Below are 18,350 nucleotides of genomic sequence, written 5' to 3' on the forward strand. Positions count from 1 at the left end.
GGCGGCGGTGATGTGACATGGCCAGACAAAGAGATCCAAAACGGGATGAGGCTTTCGAGATATGGAAGCTGCACATTGGAGAAATAACGAATCGTGCTCTTGCTGAGCAGTTAGGCGTTCCGGAAAAGACAATCAGCGGGTGGAAATCCAAAGATAAATGGAACGACAAATTGAACGGAGTACTCCCTAAAAAAATACGGAGTACTCCGAATAATAAGGGAGCCAAAAAGGAACGTGCTCTAAATAAAAGAAAGCCAATTGCTGATGAAGTGGAAGTGAGCGAAATCACTGAACAGCAAAGGCTTTTTTGCATGCATTACGTTAAAAGCTTTAATGCAACGATCGCCGCAATCAAAGCAGGATATTCAAAAGACACAGCTCATGTTCAAGGGAGTCGTCTGTTAAGGAATGTTAAGGTTTCAGAGTATATCCGTGAATTGAAAGCAGACTTGCAGGAAGAGTTGTTTATTAGTGCGAGAGATGTCTTGGATCAGTACGCTAAAATCGCTTTTGCGGACATCACCGATTATGTGACTTTCCATAGAAAGGACATACACACCGGAAAATACGACACCATTCTTGAAGAAGATGGAAGCGTAAAAGAAGTCATTCCTCGAATACACTCCTACAATGAAATGTTTTTTAAGAACAGCGATGCAATTGACGGGACGATCGTTACAGAAGTCAAACAAGGAAAAGATGGCGTTAGCGTGAAGCTTGCAGACAGAATGAAGGCAATAGAAAAACTTGAGAAGTATACAGGGCTTTTCGGTGACAATGAGTTATTGCTTCTCGAAAAAGCCAAAGCAAAAGCAGAAATTGCGAAGAAACATGCGGAAATCGCAAAAATCCGAGGGGAAGACGATGAAGAAGATTATGAAGATGACGGTTTTGAAGCCGCTCTGGATGCTGTAACGGAAGAGGTGTGGATGGATGAGGACAGCGACGCAGAGGAAGAATGAGCAGCTGCAGAGAGAACTGAATTTCCTTATCCCAGCTGACCCGAAACGCAAAAAGAAAAAGGCTCCATTTAAGTTTAAGCCGTTTTCTATTAAACAAAAAAAGGTGCTGACCTGGTGGCGTGATGCATCCCCTCATAAGGATAAGGATGGTATTATCTGTGATGGTTCTGTACGGGCGGGTAAAACCGTTGTGATGTCTCTTTCCTACGTTATGTGGGCGATGGACCAATTTGAGGACGAAAATTTAGGGATGGCCGGAAAAACGATCGGCTCTTTTCGGCGTAACGTTATTAAGCCGCTCAGCCGCATGTTACGATCGCGAGGATATAAAGTAAAAGATCATCGGGCAGATAATATGCTGACCATTACCTTTAAGGGGAAAACCAATCATTTTTATGTGTTCGGCGGCAGGGATGAGTCTTCCCAGGATCTTATCCAAGGTATCACGTTAGCCGGCATGTTTTTTGATGAAGTAGCGCTTATGCCTGAATCCTTTGTTTCCCAGGCAACCGCTCGCTGTTCCGTAAAAGGAGCAAAGTTTTGGTTTAACTGTAACCCGGCGGGACCGTATCACTGGTTCAAAGAGAAATGGCTGGATAAAAAGAAAGAAAAAAAGATGCTGCATATTCACTTCATCATGGATGACAATCTTTCGCTTGATGAGGAAACAAAAGAGCGTTATTACCGCATGTACGCTGGAGTGTTCTATAAGCGGTACATACTGGGCTTATGGGTGCTTGCCGAAGGTGTCATTTACGACATGTTCGATCCGGATAAGCACCAGGCAGAAGTGACCGGGCGCTCCTACCGCGAGTATTACGTCAGTATTGACTATGGAACAAAGAACCCGATGGCATTTGGGCTGTGGGGCCTTTCTGACGGCGTTTGGTATAAAGTGAAGGAATACCATTATGATGGTCGTGAAAGCAGCAGGCAGAAGTCAGATCCAGAGTATCTGAAAGACTTCGAGGACTTTATTAAAGGGATCGATCTGGATGGAACAATAGTTGATCCATCGGCCGCTTCCTTCATAACGTTGCTTGAACAAAAGGGCCATTATGTTATTGATGCAATAAATAGTGTGGTTGATGGCATTCGCAATGTGTCCACTGCTTTGACAGAAGGCATGATCAAGTACGGAGAAAGCTGCAAAGAAACGTTCCGGGAGTACGCTTCTTATGTATGGGATGAAAAAGCGGCAGAACGAGGCGAAGATAAGCCCATTAAGAAAAACGATCATCACTTAGACGCGGATCGGTACTTTGTAAACACAATTCTGTTTGCGCCAAGAGCTGGTGTAAGCAGTGCGAGAGGATGGTGATAATGTGATTGAATGGAAACAGTGGAGTGAGCAAACTATCCGTGACAAGCATGGAGACGTGTTTGAATATCGGAAGCTCTATGATGGCGAGCATTTGGATTTATTTCCGAGAGCCAAGCAGATGCTGGATAACCAGGAAGTCTATGATCCGTTAAAGTTTGATACTGATTACGATAAAAAGGGTAGTGTTCAAGCGCCTTATATTATCGCGAATATAGCGAAGCTGATTCCGGAAATCCCAGCTATGTTCGTTAGCCGCTCGATCGGTAAAATTAAGACTTCCCTTACCGCTACAGAAGAGCAGAATGAAACCACTGGTGCAGCAGATGATGTGATTGAGGGTCCTGATGGCGACGAAAATAATGACAAAATTACGAATCTGCCGCAAGAAACCCTTGATCAAATTGCAAAAAACAGCCGGCTTAAATACAAGCACTGGCAGAATATCGTACAGCATCAGATTGACGGCGCCCTAGTTGGAGTGCCGTCTTTTGATGATCGTGGACCCCTTATCGATTTTAAAATGAGGGATCTATATTACCCGCATGAAGATGAAATGGGTGTGGATCTAGCCTATGAACGTACTTTTGATGAAGTGGAAGGTAAGTTTTTGCACGTGTACCGAGAGCGGGTGGAAGTTGAGAAAAAACAAGTAAAAACTGGAATCAAGCGAGACTATCGGTTGGAGACCACTCACATGCTTTTTGAACTGGACGGCAATGAGCTGACCCAAGTTGAAGAAGAAAGAGCCCGGGAGCTGCTGAAAGTCGATGAGGTGAAAAAAATCTACAAAGGCCGGACTACTCCGTTTATTGTGTATTGGGCAAATGAACCAACTTTTATGGAGCCGGAAGGAAAAAGCAGTTTGAAAGGTCAGTTCAGCAAGCAGGATGAGGTAAACTGGACGATTACAAAAGGATCCATTGTTTTCACCAAAAATGGTGAGCCAAAAACAGTTGTTAGCATGGAGGTGTATCAAGCACTGCAAAAGGCAGCAGAAGCACGGCGTGGTAAGGGTGCGCCGATCGATCACCGCGATATGGGAATTGTCACCTACGATAAAAACGGCAGAGCAATGGAATTGATTCAGCTGGATATATCAAAGATTGGGAGTATGCAGTGGGTCAAAGACTTAATGAAGCTTATGTTTATGGAAACAAAAACCTCTGAAAAAGCAGTAGATTTCTATATGGAGAGCGGCGGTACAGGCGCCCAGTCAGGTAAAGCCAAATGGTATGACCTCATTCTTTCGATCATCAAATCAGAGCAGCTGCAGGGCGAGTACATCGATTTCCTGAAAGAGCTGATCGAAAACTGTTTATGGCTGATGAATCATGAAGATAAGAAAGTTATGATCGAGGAGCCTCAAATAGAAATCCGTGAAATGATTCCGATCAGCCGGGAGGAATTAATTTCTCAAAATAAAGATGCTCTCGTTGCTGGCAGCCAGTCGCTCGAAACGACAGTACGCCGCACGAATCCGGATGCATCCGAAGAATGGATCGAGGAAGAAGTTGCCCGTATTGAGGAAGCAAAGCAGTCAGATGACAGCACATCTCTGTTGCTGGGGCGGCAGACCGCATTGAATTTGAATGATAACCGGAATGAAGCCGGCGATATAGTGAGTGACGAAGAATGAACCTTGAACAGCTATTAAAAGCTTTTTCAGAGGTTCTTTTTTCTGTGTTTCAGCAGGTTGAAAGCACAGAAGACCTCTTAAACGATAAGCAGAAGATGGCGCTCATTGCTTCCATTATTGCCGCTCTGGACGAATTGCAGGCAGTGACAGAGCAAACCTTGCCAGAAGAACTAACATCGGCATACACGGCAGGATTAAGCGAAGCGCAAGCCGCTCTGCAAGAACTCCTGACTTCTGCACCTGCCAGTCCGATCACTGCAACAATCGCTGCAGCTGCCAAGCTGAAACCGGTTATCGCAAATCGGATCCATTTGAATGCATTGAACAATCTGATCAGTGACACATTAGCTGATTTGAAAGCAGCTTTTCGAACTGCGCGTGAATCTGCCATTACAACGATAAATGACACGATTGATGTCGTGCGGCTGGAGATCGCTTCTGGAATTATCCAGGGCAATCATAATCGTGTAACAGCCAAGCGGGTCGCTAAAGCATTTGCACAAGGCGGACTTACATCCTTCATTACTCGTGACGGCAAGCGGCTTCCGCTCGACGTGTATGCCAGTCTTGTTGCCCGTGTGAAAACGCGTCAGGCACAGGTAACTGGAGCAGAGAACCGCTATAAAGAAGCAGGGGTCACAACAGTGCGAATCTTTGAAAATGCTGTTACGTGTCCTGTGTGCGCGAAATATCGCAACATGATTGTTGTGATCAGCGGGAGCATACCTGGATTTAAAACGAAGAATGAGGTGCCATTGCCTCCTTATCATCCGAATTGCCGGGGAACCATCAGACCAGTCGTGATGGATTTCTTGTCTGACGCAGAACTGGCAGAAGCAAAAGCCCTGACGGCCGCCTTTGATCCGGGCAAGGATAATCGGACGCCCGCTCAACGAAAAGCGTATGCGAAAGAGCAGGAGATCCGCCGAAAAGCAAGAGAAGAAACAAAGTATTATGAGCGCATGAAAGCGGTACTTGGCGATCAAGCTCCAAAAACAGTCGGTGCTTTCCGCCGAATGAAGCGGAGTAACGGTAAAGGGTGGCAGAAAGTGCAGGTTGAATATTTAAAGGCGGTAAGAGAGTGAATTTGACCAACCAGCAAGGTCGTAAAATAAAAACTGAGTGCAGCCAAATACTTTTTGCCTGCTTTTTTTATGTAAAAAAGCAGAGATGAGAGGAGAGTTTATATGTTTACAAAATTGAAAGTGTGGTTCATTAGCTTGCTAACGCTGTTGAATACCAATAAGACGGCGCCTTCTGCCGCTAAAGAAGAGAAATTATTGAAATTGGATTTGCAGTTCTTTGCAGACGATGAGGATCCGGACGGTGATCCAGATGAAGATTTGGATGCTGATCCAGAAGAGGACCCTGACGACGACACACCGGACCTGGAAGAATTGCTGAAAAATCCAAAGTTTAAAAAGCAATTTACCACCAAAACAAAAGGGATTGTCAGCAAGCGAATGAAAAAATTCGAAGGCATCGATCCGGAAGAGCTTCGCCAGCTCAAAGAAAAGGCAGGCAAGAAAAGTACCAGCGAGGAAGATCCAGACAAAAAGGATTCTAATCGTGATGCTGAAACGGACAAACGCCTCCTGCGTGCGGAACGCAGAGAAAAAACGGCTCTTGTGAAAGAGTTTGCTATCGATAATGGTTACAATCCTAAGCTGGCCGCGCGCTTAATGAAGGTTGATGCCATAGAGCTTGATGAGGATGGAAACGCGGAGAATTTGGAAGAGCTATTTGAAGAGCTCGAAGAAGAGTTTCCGGAATACTTCGGACCGCAAGATGAAGCAGACGATGAGGAAGAGAAGCAGCCTAAAAAGAAAGCCACTTCTATCTACAATTCAGGTCCTCGTCAGCAAAAAGGAAATAAAAAGCCACCGAAGGTCGATCCGCGCGAAGCTGGTCGCTTAAAGGCGCTTGAGCGTCATAAAAAGAAGGAGGGGTAATTCATGAATTTGAAGCCACGAATTGAACAAGTCTCTGGCCAAAAAGAATTTTTGCGCAACACGGTAGGCATGCAGTGGAAAACAGGCGGTGTCACGTTGGATGCAACTGCTTTTACAGCTGGACAATACGTAAAAGCCGGTACTGCAGTATTTAAAGATACGGCAACTGGACTATTCAAGCCAGTAGTAGACGGGGCTACGCCAACACCAGCCACTATGGAAGCAGCCTGCTTAACTGCCAATGATGTAAAAGTCATCGCGGGATCTAACCCGATTGTAGGAGCACTCGTTGCCGGTCATCCGCTTGAAGGCAAATGCACAGGTGTGACAACCAACTTTAAAGAAGCGGTCAAAGGCCGCATCGTATTCGATCTTTAATCTTTTGAGGACATGAAGGAGGAAAAACAATGGTTATTCACTTAGAAGAATTTCAAAAAGAAACGCTGACCGGGTACGTTGAAAGCGTGCCACCGCAGCGACAATACTTGCTTCAAAAATTCATGCCGGAGCAAACAGTCCAGGACATTAATTTTGCATACAACGTTATTAATGGTGCTTATGCAAAAGCGGCGTCTATCACAGGATGGAATGCGTCCGCCCCGCTTCGTGATCGCAAAGCGATTGAGAAAGCATATGGAGAATTGGCCAAGCTGCAGCACTCCTATCGTTTGGATGAGAAAGACTTATTCTCATTCGAAAAGCCGCGTACACCGGAAGAGCGCCAAGCGGTCATCGATGGCGTGTACACAGATACAGACGACCTGATTGCAGGTGTTGACGATACAAAGGAATGGCTGCGCGCTCAAACGCTTTACACTGGCGGAGTTAATTACAGTGATCCTAGAAATGACGTTTCTATTGAGTTCCAGTATGAAATGCCAGAAGCGAACCGTCTTGATGTAAGTGTTCCGTGGTCCGATCCAGCTTCTCTACCGCTTACAGATCTGCAGGCTGCCAATGAGCAATTTAAGAAAACAAATCAGCGTCGGACGCCGATTGAAATGCACATGACTTCTGTAACAGAAGCTTACCTGTTACAGAACGAACAGATCCGCACACAAGTTTATGGGCAATCAAATGGCGGTCGTATTTTAACCCCTGCGGATCTGCAGAACGTTTTCCGCGCATTAAAATTGCCGACATATGTCATCAATGACGACGTAATTGTGATGGAAGCAGCGGAAATGGTTGATGGACAAAAGGTCATCATTGATAAAGAAATCCAGTTGCTTGAGGATAACAAAGTCGTATTGCTGGGTGATAATCTTGGCAACACAATGATCGGTCCATCTGCTGAAAAGGGTTATGCGACGGGTAAATTTGCTAATCCAATCATTCATCAAAATCCGCCTGGCGAAGAAGTGATTGTGGGAGAATCAGCTTTCCCTGCGTTCAAACGTCCGAAAGCCATTGTTATTTTGGAAGTTGCGTAATCAGAACACCTATTAAAATCATTAAAGGAGGGTATTAATTATGCCGAAATATATTGCGAAAGCTTACTTAACTCATCAAGGGAAAGTCGTTGCGCCAGGTACTGAAATTGAATTGTCAGAGGAGCAGGGCAAGCGGCTGGTAGGAAAAGAGAAGGCAGAGCTAACTGAAACAGAACAAAAAGCGGAGAAAACAGTCGCTGAATTAAAAGAAGAGGCGAAAGAAAAAGGCATTGAAGGGTACTCTGCAATGAATAAAGCGGAGCTCATTGCTGCTCTTGCTGAAAAAACTGAATAAAAGCGGGTGATCCTATGGATTTCACAGCAGTTAATACCTACCTTGAGAACCGCGCCTACACGGAGCCATACACGGAGCTAGAAGAATCTGTTCGGCAGAAGATCGTGTTTACCGCTGAAGATATGCTCACCAGCCATTATGATGAATCCCTGATGACCCCCAAAATGGTCGGTTTGCAGGCGCTTTATCTGATTGAAGGTGAAGCGGAGGAATTCTCCAAGTTCAAGCGCCATAACGTCAAATCTCTCGGTTTGAAAGGCATGTCGTTTTCATTCGATGGAGAAAATGAAATCTCTCCGGAAGTAAAAAAGCTGATCGTTCGCGCTCAGGAAGCACTTCATCCGGAAGAGCCACAAGCAGGTGTCGGGAGAGTGGTATAAATGCCAAAACCGCCGATGAATGACACCATTTCGATTTACGATCCGATCACTGGAGGCCCGGAGTATGTTGAACAGCCGCTTGTAGATGACTACGGACGCCCGAAAGTACGGGAGCCGCGCAAATCAAAAGCGCGTGTGCAGCCGGAGGTCAAAATGATCACAACCTCTGATGGAGAAACATTTGAAAGCCACCTGGCCATCGATGTGCCACCTGAGACATTCGTGCAGCGAGGGCAGGAAATAAAATGGACGGATCGTTTTGGCCAGGAAGTGAAAGGGCGCATCGGTGAAATAGATGAAACACTGAATTTCAGTGGAACTAAAGTGTATTTTCGCACCGTTTATACCGGCAAAGCGCCGCCGAGGTGATGGATATGGCAAAAGATGATTTTATACGCATCAACTGGGATGGATTAAACGATTTGGACGGCCTCCTAGAGGGCATTGAAGAAAAGGTCGATGCCATTGCAGAAGAAGAGTACCAAAAATACGGTCTGTTCGTTGAAGCAGCCACCAAATCGCTGGTTCATCATGATGAAGGGGATTTGGAAGCATCGATCCATTCATCAACCAGCAACAAGGACGGACAAATTGAAACGGTTGTCGGCTCGAATATGAAATACGCTTTACGCCGGCACGAAGAGCCCTATCGTATGGGCACTCACAACAAATACGATAATGGTGCTAAATTCGAACGGTATTATCTAAATGGACGCGGTCGCCGAACGCTATTAAAACCGAAATGGCGCGGCTACAAACCAGGACGAAAATACTTGGATAATGCCGTCAAAGCCACTGCCCAGGAATATGACGAAACAAACGAACGTATTCTACGCCGGATTACAGGTGAAAACATATGATACAAGCTTATTTAAAGGACGTTTTAGCCCCGCTTTTTCCAAAGCTCACCTGGTCAATGGATTATCGCCAGGCAGCGGACGATACGGGTACTGTTTATTCAGAGTCGGGCTATCCACCAGATCAATACGAGAGCGGTACCCGACGTCCCTCTTACATGGTATACGTCCGGTCTAGCGACTGGGGTTATGCAGAAAGGGCTGCGCAGGGAGTTTTTAAAGCTCTGCATAGAAAAGAACATATTCCTGTGGCCATTGAAGATACAGATGAAGAAGGAAACGTGATCGGCATACGCCGCTATCACGTTTTTTTAATTACAGCAGCAACGGAGCCACTCCGGATTGGCGTCGAAAATGGCGTCATGGAGTGGTCGGTTAATTTTGATGTAACACTAAAGGAGGAAATATAAATGGATCCATTAAAAATTCCATTCGGTTTATCTGACATTATCATCGGTGAAGGGGCAGAAGCCATTACATTTGATGGCGCAGCGGAGTTTCAGGCAGCCGGGGGTGATCTGACGTTGACACCGCAATTTGCGGATATCGTGATTGCTGATTTCGGTGAGTCTGTATTTGATCAGCGGCTTGTAGGGTGGTCAGGTGCAGTAAATATTGTAGCAGCTGAACAGAAAATCGAAATTTTAGCAGAAGCACTTGCGGCAACAGAAATTATTAATGATGCAACCTCGGGTGATCCAGTTGGATTGATGGATGCGAAAATGGGCATGTCCATCCGTTCGAAGGCAAAGAAGGTTACCATTCATCCTCGTGCGCTTGGAACGGACAAGTCTATGGATATTGTCATTTATAAAATGGCTTCAAACGGCGAATTTACACGGTCCAACGCAAATGAACAGGGCAATGTATCTATTGCGCTGTCCATGTTCCCGCGTGACGGCATGAATGCCAATGAGCCGGGCAACTTCTTCTACGTTGGCGCAACCGATCCAAACGCTCCAGTAGGACCATAACGCAAGAGGGCCAAGCGCCCTCTTTTTATTTTGAGAATGTATTTAACACAAGGAGGATTTATACATGACTACTCAAGTGACACTGAAGATTAAAGAAGAAGATGGACAAGTAAAAAAGATTCAGCATGAAATCGAAGAGATCAACTTATTCCAGTTTGAAGATGTGATGAAATCGGTCAAAGAAATTTTTACGGAAGTGCAGCAGGACGAAGCACTAAAAGCTATGTTCAGTGAGCTGTTTGACAATGCCGGCGCAGAAGGAGAAGACATCGAAAAAAGTATTGACGCGAAATTTATTCAGAATGCGATCGGTTCTTTTGAAACACTGGCTGTTCATATGCCGGGGAAAGCTTTTGCTTTGTTATCAGCACTAAGCGGAATCGATTTGAAACTATTGAAATCACAGAAAGCAGGAGATGTATTCGATATTTTTGATGCAGTCGTCGAGGAAAATGACCTTGAACGATTATTTAACCGCGCAAAAAAGTCTTTGGCCGCGACAAAAGTCAAGATGGCATTCATGAAAAAGGTGAAGAAAGCGACAGAGACAGTGTCGGCATCAGTGAAGCCGTAATATTCCGCCTGTCTAAGCGGCTGGGTGGGCGTAAAGAGGTGTTGAAAACACCAGTACTTGAGCTGCTTGGTTACATGATGATGGAGAAAGAAGAGGCCAAAGCGAAATCGGAAGCAGAGCGGAACAAAACGTGGATTCACTATAATATGCTAATGTTTGCGCGTCCCTCTTTCGGAGAAGAATCAGCTGAACAAAAGAAAGCACGCAGTCAGTTTGAGCGTATGCTTCGTCCTAAAAATCAGGATAAAGCAGGTGCTTCTCCATTGGGTGCTCCACCAGAAAAATTAGAGTGGGATTTTAAATTGATGGAGAAGTTCAAAAAACAACAGAAAGGAGGATGAAGACATGGCAGGAAATATTCGTGAATTGCGTGCGGTCTTTACGGCACAAGCGCAAAGCATTAAGCAGACCGTTCGTGACGTGCGTAAAACGATCCAAAGCATCGCCCAGACCACCGAGAAATCCGTTAATACTTCTAATCGGAAATTCAATGACCTGGAATCCAACATCAAGCGCGTTGAAAAGCAACTGGAGAAAGCAGGAAAAGGCGATAAGCTGAAAGGCTTGAACAAAGAACTGGGAGACGTACAGAAAGAGCTGCTGGAGACTGGCCAGGTTGGGGAACAAAGTTTGAAAAGAGTTGAAGACGCTGCGGAAGAGGCAAAGCGTGAATTGCATCAGCTGGCTGCAGAAGGAATTATTGAAATGAATCTTCTTGAAGGGTCAATAAAGGATGTTGATCGCCAACTAGAAGGACTGGGTGATGGCACAGCTTTAAAAAGGTTTCGTAGTGAACTGGATGACACATCAGATGCTCTTTCTAATTTAGGATTCGAAGCTGAGTCAGGGATGGAAAAGCTTCGTCAAGGAGTTATGGATGTGACGATAGTGGGTCGAGCGCTAAAAATGGCTCTCGTATCTTTGGCGCCAGCTGCTGTTCCGGCGTTAGCCAGCACCACAACCGCTGTAATGGGCTTGGTATCTTCGTTAGGTGCAGCAACTTCCGGTGTCATTGGATATGCAGCCGTAGCCATTCCGACGATTACGAGTATTTTTGAAGCGACAGAGGAACTGGCCAAGGCTCAAGAAAAGGTCGATAATGCCGCTAATGCAGAAGATCGAGCGAAAGCATTGCTTGAGTTAAAAGCGATACAAGAATCGTTAACAGGCGAGCAACTGCGTGGTGTAGAAGCCCTGCAGGGTTTCAAGGATTATTTTGAAGAATTCCGTCAGCAGTTCGAAACACCCGTAATCGATGGATTTGTGAAGAGCCTTGAATTTCTGCGGAACTTGTTAAATATGTTCAGCCCCGTGATCGATGAATCAGCGGCAGCAGTTAATAACTTGCTCAACAGCATGAATAGAAACCTGCAGTCAAAAGATATTGAAGCGTTCTTCGGCTTCCTTACCAGCCGTGCAGGGCCAGCATTGGAGAGCGTCGGGCAATCCATTGGCTATTTGCTTCGGGGTATTTTGAACCTGTTTGTAACGTTCGATGACCAGGGGGAACAAATGGAAGCCGGTCTTCTCGGTATGACGAAGCGGTTTTCCGAATGGACTAGCGCTTTGGGTCAAACAGAAGGATTCAAAACATTCTTGGAATATTCGAACCAAAATACACCGGTCTTTCTTGAACTACTTTCTAACCTTTGGGATCTTCTAAAAAGTCTTACAGGATTGTTTGCGCCGATTGGTACGGAACTTTGGGAGATCGCGGTTCTAGTGACCGGATTTCTTGTGAAATTAACAGATGTAGTTAAGGTATTTACAAATTGGGAAGGGTTTATTCCAGTTATTTATGGGTTAGCTGCGGCCTTTGTGGCATTAAAAACCGTCATGGTCATTCAATGGTTTTTAAATCCTCTAAACAGAGCAATTTTGTTAACTCAACTTTGGACGAAAGCACAGCTTGGATTAAATGTTGTCATGAGTATGAATCCGATCGGCATAGTTATCGCCCTTATTGCTGGATTGGTAGTTGGCCTCATCGCCGCGTATAAACACTCGGAGACGTTTATGAACGCAGTGGACAATATGTGGTCCAGTATCAAAAGCGGAACAGCTTCTGCAGTGGCTTTCTTACAGCCTATCCTTGCTGCAATGTGGGACGGGGCTCTCGTTGGCTTGCAAAAACTTGGTGATCTGGCAGGAACCGCAGGAGATAAGTTGAAAGAAGTTGGCGTAAAGATTGGAGACAAACTAAGCGAGGGTCTGAATGGAAGGGCACAGGGCGTCGTCAGCGGATTTATTGATCAGTTGAAAGCAGGATTCTCCAGTTTGGGTGGTATCGCCTCCATTTTGGCGCCAAGCGTGACCTTGATTGGTTTATCTCTCTTAGGTGTAACCGGTCCAATAGGAATGGTTGTCTCCGCAATAGTCGGTTTAATTGGCTTGTTGTACCGTTTATCCAAATCAAATGACGAAGTGCGAACCGCCCTCAGTAATGCTTGGCAAGGGATTCAGACCGTTTTTTCTACGGCTGTAGCAGCGATTCAACCGATATTGGATATCTTTGTCCAAAGCTTTACTCAAATGGCGCAGGAGCTGGCACCAGAGTTTGCTAAAACTATTCAGGTGATCGGTGATAGCTTTAATCAGCTCAAGCCTGCATTTGCTGATTTGGCAGCTACACTCGGAATGGCTTTATCTGAGCTTGGTGGTGTATTTGCTGAAGTAGCCACTCAAGTTGTCACAGTACTGATCCCGGCTATTTTACAACTGGCCATGCAGATCTTCCCGCTATGGTTAAATGCTGTACAAACGATTTTCCCTGTTCTGTTACAAGTAGCGCAGGCCGTGCTTCCAGTCGTCGTTCAATTGATTACTGCACTTATTCCGGTCATTTTACAGATCGTGACGACGGTATTGCCGGCGCTATTAGGAATTGTTCAGGCGATTTTCCCGATTGTATTGCAGGTAGTCCAAGCGGTTCTTCCTGTTGTAGTTTCATTGTTAAAAGTAGTCATCGGTGTTGTGCTTGAACTTGTCCAAACAGTGTTGCCGCTCATCCTGCAAGTGATTCAAGCCGTGCTTCCAGCAGCTCTGCAAATCATCCAGATGGTTATCCCTATTATTGTGGGTCTGTTGAAAATGGTTATGACGGTGATTACAACCGTATTGGTACCGGCCATTAAATTGATCCTTCAAATTGTTCAAGCTGTGTTCCCAGTCATTATGACGGTGATCCAAAATGCGCTGAACATTATCACCAACGTGATTAAACTTTTTGTAGCCGTATTGAAGGGTGACTGGCAGGCAGCGTGGGATGCCGTTAAAAATATCTTGAATGCCGCATGGAACATTATAAAATCAGTCATTCAAGGAGCACTAAACGTCATTGTTGCTGTTTTGAAAGCGGCATGGAGTGTCATTAAAAGCACAACGTCTTCCGTTTTTGAAGGCATTAAATCATTCTTGAAATCCCTCTGGGAAAGTATCAAGTCCTCTATTTCAGCTATCGCAGTAAATATTAAAGACAGCGTGATTAATGCTTGGGATGAGCTTAAAAGCAGGACAACGGCCATTTTCACGACTATCAAGAAAACATTATCGGGGCTTTGGGATGACATTGTCGAAGGGGCAAAAAAACTCCCAGGCCGTATTGGTGATGGGATCAAGGCAATGGCAAGCGGTGTCGAAAAAGGCGTGAAAGAAATTGCCGGAAAGCTCGAAAAAGGACTTGAAAAAGGACTCAATGCCGCTATTTCTGGACTTGAAACGGTATTAAGCCTCATAGGGATTAATACAAAGTATAAGCGTGTGGACATTGCATCGTATTCTGGTGGTACCGGTAGTGGTGGTCATCCAGGTGGACCAATGATCGTTGGGGATTCTCCTAGTGGTGGTGATGGAAAGCCTGAGTTGTTCGGGACACCGGATGGCAATATGTATCTATCCCCGGCAAAAAGGACATTTGTTCCCGATGCGCCAAAAGGGACTTGGGTTATGCCGGGTGGCGCAACAGAGAAATTTCTCAAATCGATGGCGGCACCTCGCTATAATTCAGGAGTTGGAAATTGGCTGAATGCTGGCATAGAAAAAGGTAAAGAGCTTGTGGGCGCAGGCGTTGATAAGGCAAAAGAGATTGGCAGCAATCTAAAAACCTTTGCACAAGATGCCATGCAGTATATTGGTGATCCAGGCAAGCTTATGTCCAAGGTATATAGCGCTGCAGGAGCTTTCTTTCCTGAAACGGATGGGGCAATCGGTGACTTTGGTGCAGGTGCCTTGAAAATGGTGAAAGACAAAGCGCTTGATTTTGTGACAGAAAAAATCAATGCATTCATGGCCATGACCGGTGGTGGCGATGCAGGAGTAGCATCGTACTACCTTAATAATTTCCGCGTCTCCACGCCATTTTCGCCAGGCGTAGGAATTAATGATGGCTGGCATGCAAGTGGACATAACGGAATTGATTTGGCTCGTAAGGGTGCGGATTCTATCTTAGGATGGGCCATCAAATCTTTGACGAGCGGTGTTGTGTCGCAGATTCTTGTAGGTCATCCAGAAGCCGGGAATGGGGTCCGGGTGAAGTCAGGAAATCGTGAATACTCCTATATCCATATGATGTCTGCGCCGCCGGTAAAAGTAGGGCAGAAGATTCAGGCAGGGCAGGTTATTGGTCAGATTGGTTCGACTGGACGAAGCTCAGGTCCTCACTTGGATCTTAAAATTAAAGAGAACGGCCGCTATATCGATCCGCTTGCTGTTTTGAAGCAGATGGCAGCCGGCGAAGTAGGAATGCCGGTCGGAAATGTTGATTTAGCAAACAATTCGGCATACAAGAACCTATGGAAGACTCGAGCGGAAGCCAGTTCTTCCCGAACGTTTCCCGCATTTAAGAATCATTTAAGCGCGGCAATCGGCAAGGGAGTGCCCGCTGGTCAAGCGGCTTTGTTAACCGAGTTAATTGGCCGTGAAAGTTCATGGAAGCCAAGTGCGGATAATCCGACAAGTACGGCATGGGGCTATGGCCAATTCCTGAACGGCACTCGTCAGGATTATAAGCGGATGTATCCTAACCTTGATTATAATAATCCGGTTGATCAGGTCGTCCTCACGTATCGTTACGCGATGAATCGGTATGGATCGGTAGAAAAAGCACTCAAGTTTTGGGATGCAAACCGCTGGTATGAGAAAGGCACATCGTATCATCCGGGCGGTCCAGCCGTGGTCAATGATCAAAAGGGCTCTTTGTTTAAAGAAATCGTGCAGCTTCCATCCGGAAAGGTCGGCATGTTTGAAGGTCGAAACGTCCTTGCGGATCTGCCGGAAGGAACAAAAGTTTACCCGGCCGATAATACAAAACGCATCCTGGAAAGCATGGGCGTTCCGATGTATGCGACAGGTGTCGGAAATCCGGCAGAAACAATCCGTTTTGGCAGTGCAAGTACGGCGGTCATGTCTTATGTTGTCAAAGCAGGAGACACGCTCACAGGCATTGCCAAGCAGTTTAAAACGACTGTTAATGATCTAGTGAAATTGAATAAGATCAAAAATCCGGATTTGATCCGAATCGGGCAGAAAATTATTTACGGAATGACTGCAGTTGCTCCTAAAAAAACGGAAACAGTGTATAAGGCGCCGGTTACTATACCGAAGCCGGACAACCGGTCACAGGTCGCAAAAGATATTGACTATCTGGACAACAAGTTTGGCAAAGACACGCGGTACGCGGTGGTTCAGGAAGAAAAGGCTCTGACGAAGCAACTGACGGCTCTTGAAAAAGAGCGGGAAGCGAAAATTAAAGCAATCAAAGATAAAGCGGCCAAAGAAAAGCGATATCTGACTCAAAAAGAGAAAGAAGCTGTTTGGAAGATCCGCGAAGATTACGATAAAAAAGAAGTGGCTGCTGAAAAAGCTTCGGCCGCTAAGATCACAGAGCTTCAGTCTGCTAATGCACAGGAGAGATTAAAGCAGTTTGATGATTATGTAGCACGTAAGAAAGAAGCTGGCCAGCTTTCTCTTATGGATGAGATTGAAGTATGGCGTGAGTCCATGCGGTACTTCAAGAAGGGATCTGCAGAAGCACTGGAAGCAGAGAAAAAGCTCAATGCTGCCAAGAAAGTGCTGAATGATGAGCTTATGGCGATGAAAGATGATTATCTTGCAAAAGTAAAAGAGGTAAATCAAAGAGTTATTGATGAAGAAAAGGCATTAAATGCAGCATATAAGCAAGCTGTAGATGATCGTACATCTCAGCTGGTGGGAGGGCTGTTCGACGAAGCAACGCTGCCGTCGGATGAAACGAAGATCGATCCGAAAGATTTAATAAAGCGGATGCATGATCGGCTTTATGTATTAAACAATTTCGACAGCAATTTGGATCATCTGGCACAACGAGGACTGGACCAGGTTCTCATCGAAGAATTGCAGGAATTAGGTCCGACCGCCTTGAATGAAATCAAGGCATTAACAGATATGACAGACACAGAGCTAGAGAAATTCCAAGGCTTGTGGAAAGACATAGAAGCGACTGCGCGTAATCGTGCTGTGCAGGAGAATGAAGACCTGCACAAAAAGACAGTCGCTGAGATCGCACAACTGCATACGGATGCCGAAAAAGAATTACAGGCACTTACAGAAACATTTGAAGAGCAGGTAGCGGGCTTGAAAACAGTGGTAGTAGACGGCTTTAATCCTGTAGGCGCTCAGCTAGTGAACATTGGAAAGAATGCTGTCCAGGGGCTGATGGACGGGATGACATCGATGGATCAGCAACTAGGAACCGTATCAGCCGGCCTGGCAGAAACAATCAAAAAGGCGATCACCAAATCATTGGTGATCAAATCCCCATCACGCTGGATGAAGGATATGATAGGGGAAAACATAGTACAGGGTGTCATTGACGGGATCGTCGGTATGGAGCGTTACGCTGCAAACACCGCAAGCGAAATGGCAGACTGGTTCAAGCCTGTCGTTGATAGTGGTTCTTTTAACTTTAATTTTGACGAAAAGGCATCCGGAGGAAACTCTTTTGCAGAAGCTTTGAAGAATATTGTCATTCGGCTTGAAAACTATACAACAGTCGAAATGGAGAGCGAGACTGTTGGTCGCCTTGTAGAACAGCATGTTTCAGAACGTCAGCGTAATAATTATAACAATACACTCACCGCGAAAGGTTTGTGGCCAAAATGATAAACAATTTAATTGTCCAACGATTGGACGGCAGACGCTACGATTTGATGGAGATTGGGGTTATTACAAAAAGATTCGAACCGAGTTCTCCTGCGCCAAAGCATATACGTGAAGAAATCGATGGGATGGACGGATATATTGATGTGGAGACAACGTATGAAGGCCGTTCTATTCGTGGTGAATTTATCCTTATTGCTGATGAGACATTTGATAAGAAGAGAGATGAGGTTTTCCAGTTGTTTGACAGCCGGGAAGCCTTTTTTGTTACGAAAATGTCTGCTCCTAATAAGTGTTGGTTGGTTAAGGCTGATTCTTCTTACACACTTGAACAGATTGCTGTTGTAGGAAACTTCACAATCGATTTTTCATCTTCATCGGCTTATGCAAAGTCGCCAGGCACCACGCTCAATATGCCTGCAATGGAGCATTACTATAGTGTTGGTGCCGGAAAAGTAAATAAGGGAGATCCTGTTATTCAGTATTCGTTCGATCAGCCCTCTTTTTCTGTTTTTAACGATTCGGATATTATGAACGATCCCGCCAAACACATGGAGCAGCGCATCATCTTACGTGGAGAATTAAATAACCCAGTTATTCGCAACCTTACCACAGGTGATGAATGGAGCTGGACCGGTACCGCGACAGATGCTGATGAAATTGTGCTGGATGGGATCCGATCACTCAAAAACGGTCAAAGCATTTTTGGCCAAACCAATAAAAATCTCATCCGGTTTGCACCTGGATGGAATGACTTTGAGATCGAGGGAGCTTCTGCTTTCACGGTCTCTTTCGATTTAACATTCTATTACCTTTAAAGGGAGGGCAT

At 45.4% G+C, this 18,350-nt stretch carries 17 protein-coding genes; all 17 read left to right on the top strand.

Annotated features, from left to right (window positions below; all coding sequences use genetic code 11):
• Positions 1-17: 17 nt before the first annotated feature.
• Complete coding sequence (locus BW952_RS10130) at positions 18-962, top strand: terminase small subunit (RefSeq protein WP_045850524.1); 945 nt, start codon at positions 18-20, stop codon at positions 960-962.
• On the top strand, positions 934-2,283 hold the full coding sequence (locus BW952_RS10135; protein WP_082084582.1) for a PBSX family phage terminase large subunit: 1,350 nt from the start codon (positions 934-936) through the stop codon (positions 2,281-2,283). The genes BW952_RS10130 and BW952_RS10135 overlap by 29 nt, the downstream gene beginning before the upstream one ends.
• 4 nt (positions 2,284-2,287) lie before the next feature.
• Positions 2,288-3,922, top strand: a complete 1,635-nt coding sequence (locus tag BW952_RS10140) for a hypothetical protein (RefSeq protein ID WP_045850523.1) — start codon at positions 2,288-2,290, stop codon at positions 3,920-3,922.
• Positions 3,919-5,007, top strand: a complete 1,089-nt coding sequence (locus tag BW952_RS10145; protein ID WP_045850522.1) for a phage minor capsid protein — start codon at positions 3,919-3,921, stop codon at positions 5,005-5,007. The genes BW952_RS10140 and BW952_RS10145 overlap by 4 nt, the downstream gene beginning before the upstream one ends.
• A gap of 102 nt (positions 5,008-5,109) precedes the next feature.
• Complete coding sequence (locus tag BW952_RS10150) at positions 5,110-5,874, top strand: hypothetical protein (protein WP_045850521.1); 765 nt, start codon at positions 5,110-5,112, stop codon at positions 5,872-5,874.
• Between the two features lie 3 nt (positions 5,875-5,877).
• Positions 5,878-6,252, top strand: coding sequence for a hypothetical protein (locus tag BW952_RS10155; protein WP_045850520.1), 375 nt, complete (start codon positions 5,878-5,880; stop codon positions 6,250-6,252).
• Positions 6,253-6,281: 29 nt separating this feature from the next.
• Positions 6,282-7,307: a major capsid protein gene (locus BW952_RS10160; RefSeq protein WP_045850519.1), complete on the top strand. Its 1,026-nt coding sequence runs from the start codon at positions 6,282-6,284 to the stop codon at positions 7,305-7,307.
• A gap of 40 nt (positions 7,308-7,347) precedes the next feature.
• Complete coding sequence (locus tag BW952_RS10165) at positions 7,348-7,602, top strand: DUF7210 family protein (protein WP_045850518.1); 255 nt, start codon at positions 7,348-7,350, stop codon at positions 7,600-7,602.
• Positions 7,603-7,616: 14 nt separating this feature from the next.
• Positions 7,617-7,982 carry a hypothetical protein gene (locus tag BW952_RS10170; RefSeq protein ID WP_045850517.1) on the top strand — a complete coding sequence of 122 codons (366 nt, stop codon included), beginning with the start codon at positions 7,617-7,619 and terminating at the stop codon, positions 7,980-7,982.
• Positions 7,983-8,351, top strand: a complete 369-nt coding sequence (locus tag BW952_RS10175) for a hypothetical protein (protein ID WP_045850516.1) — start codon at positions 7,983-7,985, stop codon at positions 8,349-8,351. It begins immediately after the preceding gene.
• 5 nt (positions 8,352-8,356) lie between these two features.
• Entirely contained in the window at positions 8,357-8,842 is a 486-nt protein-coding gene (locus BW952_RS10180; RefSeq protein ID WP_045850515.1) for an HK97 gp10 family phage protein, read from the top strand.
• Positions 8,839-9,249 (top strand): phage tail terminator protein, encoded by a 411-nt coding sequence (locus BW952_RS10185; protein ID WP_045850514.1) that lies wholly within the window; start codon positions 8,839-8,841, stop codon positions 9,247-9,249. The genes BW952_RS10180 and BW952_RS10185 overlap by 4 nt, the downstream gene beginning before the upstream one ends.
• Positions 9,250-9,813: a hypothetical protein gene (locus BW952_RS10190; protein ID WP_045850513.1), complete on the top strand. Its 564-nt coding sequence runs from the start codon at positions 9,250-9,252 to the stop codon at positions 9,811-9,813. It begins immediately after the preceding gene.
• 64 nt (positions 9,814-9,877) lie between these two features.
• Positions 9,878-10,387 carry a hypothetical protein gene (locus tag BW952_RS10195; RefSeq protein ID WP_045850512.1) on the top strand — a complete coding sequence of 170 codons (510 nt, stop codon included), beginning with the start codon at positions 9,878-9,880 and terminating at the stop codon, positions 10,385-10,387.
• 74 nt (positions 10,388-10,461) lie between these two features.
• The gene (locus BW952_RS10200; protein WP_139325437.1) at positions 10,462-10,728 is read left to right on the top strand and encodes a hypothetical protein; all 267 of its coding nucleotides are present in this window, start codon (positions 10,462-10,464) and stop codon (positions 10,726-10,728) included.
• A gap of 4 nt (positions 10,729-10,732) precedes the next feature.
• The gene (locus BW952_RS10205; protein ID WP_045850510.1) at positions 10,733-17,524 is read left to right on the top strand and encodes an aggregation-promoting factor C-terminal-like domain-containing protein; all 6,792 of its coding nucleotides are present in this window, start codon (positions 10,733-10,735) and stop codon (positions 17,522-17,524) included.
• The gene (locus BW952_RS10210) at positions 17,521-18,339 is read left to right on the top strand and encodes a phage tail domain-containing protein (RefSeq protein ID WP_045850509.1); all 819 of its coding nucleotides are present in this window, start codon (positions 17,521-17,523) and stop codon (positions 18,337-18,339) included. Before BW952_RS10205 ends, BW952_RS10210 begins: the two co-directional genes overlap by 4 nt.
• Positions 18,340-18,350: the final 11 nt, after the last annotated feature.

The organism is Domibacillus enclensis (genome assembly GCF_900156125.1).
GTDB lineage: Bacteria > Bacillota > Bacilli > Bacillales > Domibacillaceae > Domibacillus > Domibacillus enclensis.

Coding starts and splice junctions, on each gene's coding strand:
- BW952_RS10145 (WP_045850522.1), top strand. CDS start 3,919: ATGAACCTTGAACAGCTATTAAAAGCTTTTTCAGAGGTTCTTTTTTCT.
- BW952_RS10135 (WP_082084582.1), top strand. CDS start 934: ATGAGGACAGCGACGCAGAGGAAGAATGAGCAGCTGCAGAGAGAACTG.
- BW952_RS10195 (WP_045850512.1), top strand. CDS start 9,878: ATGACTACTCAAGTGACACTGAAGATTAAAGAAGAAGATGGACAAGTA.
- BW952_RS10130 (WP_045850524.1), top strand. CDS start 18: ATGGCCAGACAAAGAGATCCAAAACGGGATGAGGCTTTCGAGATATGG.
- BW952_RS10185 (WP_045850514.1), top strand. CDS start 8,839: ATGATACAAGCTTATTTAAAGGACGTTTTAGCCCCGCTTTTTCCAAAG.
- BW952_RS10170 (WP_045850517.1), top strand. CDS start 7,617: ATGGATTTCACAGCAGTTAATACCTACCTTGAGAACCGCGCCTACACG.
- BW952_RS10180 (WP_045850515.1), top strand. CDS start 8,357: ATGGCAAAAGATGATTTTATACGCATCAACTGGGATGGATTAAACGAT.
- BW952_RS10205 (WP_045850510.1), top strand. CDS start 10,733: ATGGCAGGAAATATTCGTGAATTGCGTGCGGTCTTTACGGCACAAGCG.
- BW952_RS10200 (WP_139325437.1), top strand. CDS start 10,462: ATGATGATGGAGAAAGAAGAGGCCAAAGCGAAATCGGAAGCAGAGCGG.
- BW952_RS10165 (WP_045850518.1), top strand. CDS start 7,348: ATGCCGAAATATATTGCGAAAGCTTACTTAACTCATCAAGGGAAAGTC.
- BW952_RS10175 (WP_045850516.1), top strand. CDS start 7,983: ATGCCAAAACCGCCGATGAATGACACCATTTCGATTTACGATCCGATC.
- BW952_RS10160 (WP_045850519.1), top strand. CDS start 6,282: ATGGTTATTCACTTAGAAGAATTTCAAAAAGAAACGCTGACCGGGTAC.
- BW952_RS10190 (WP_045850513.1), top strand. CDS start 9,250: ATGGATCCATTAAAAATTCCATTCGGTTTATCTGACATTATCATCGGT.
- BW952_RS10210 (WP_045850509.1), top strand. CDS start 17,521: ATGATAAACAATTTAATTGTCCAACGATTGGACGGCAGACGCTACGAT.
- BW952_RS10155 (WP_045850520.1), top strand. CDS start 5,878: ATGAATTTGAAGCCACGAATTGAACAAGTCTCTGGCCAAAAAGAATTT.
- BW952_RS10150 (WP_045850521.1), top strand. CDS start 5,110: ATGTTTACAAAATTGAAAGTGTGGTTCATTAGCTTGCTAACGCTGTTG.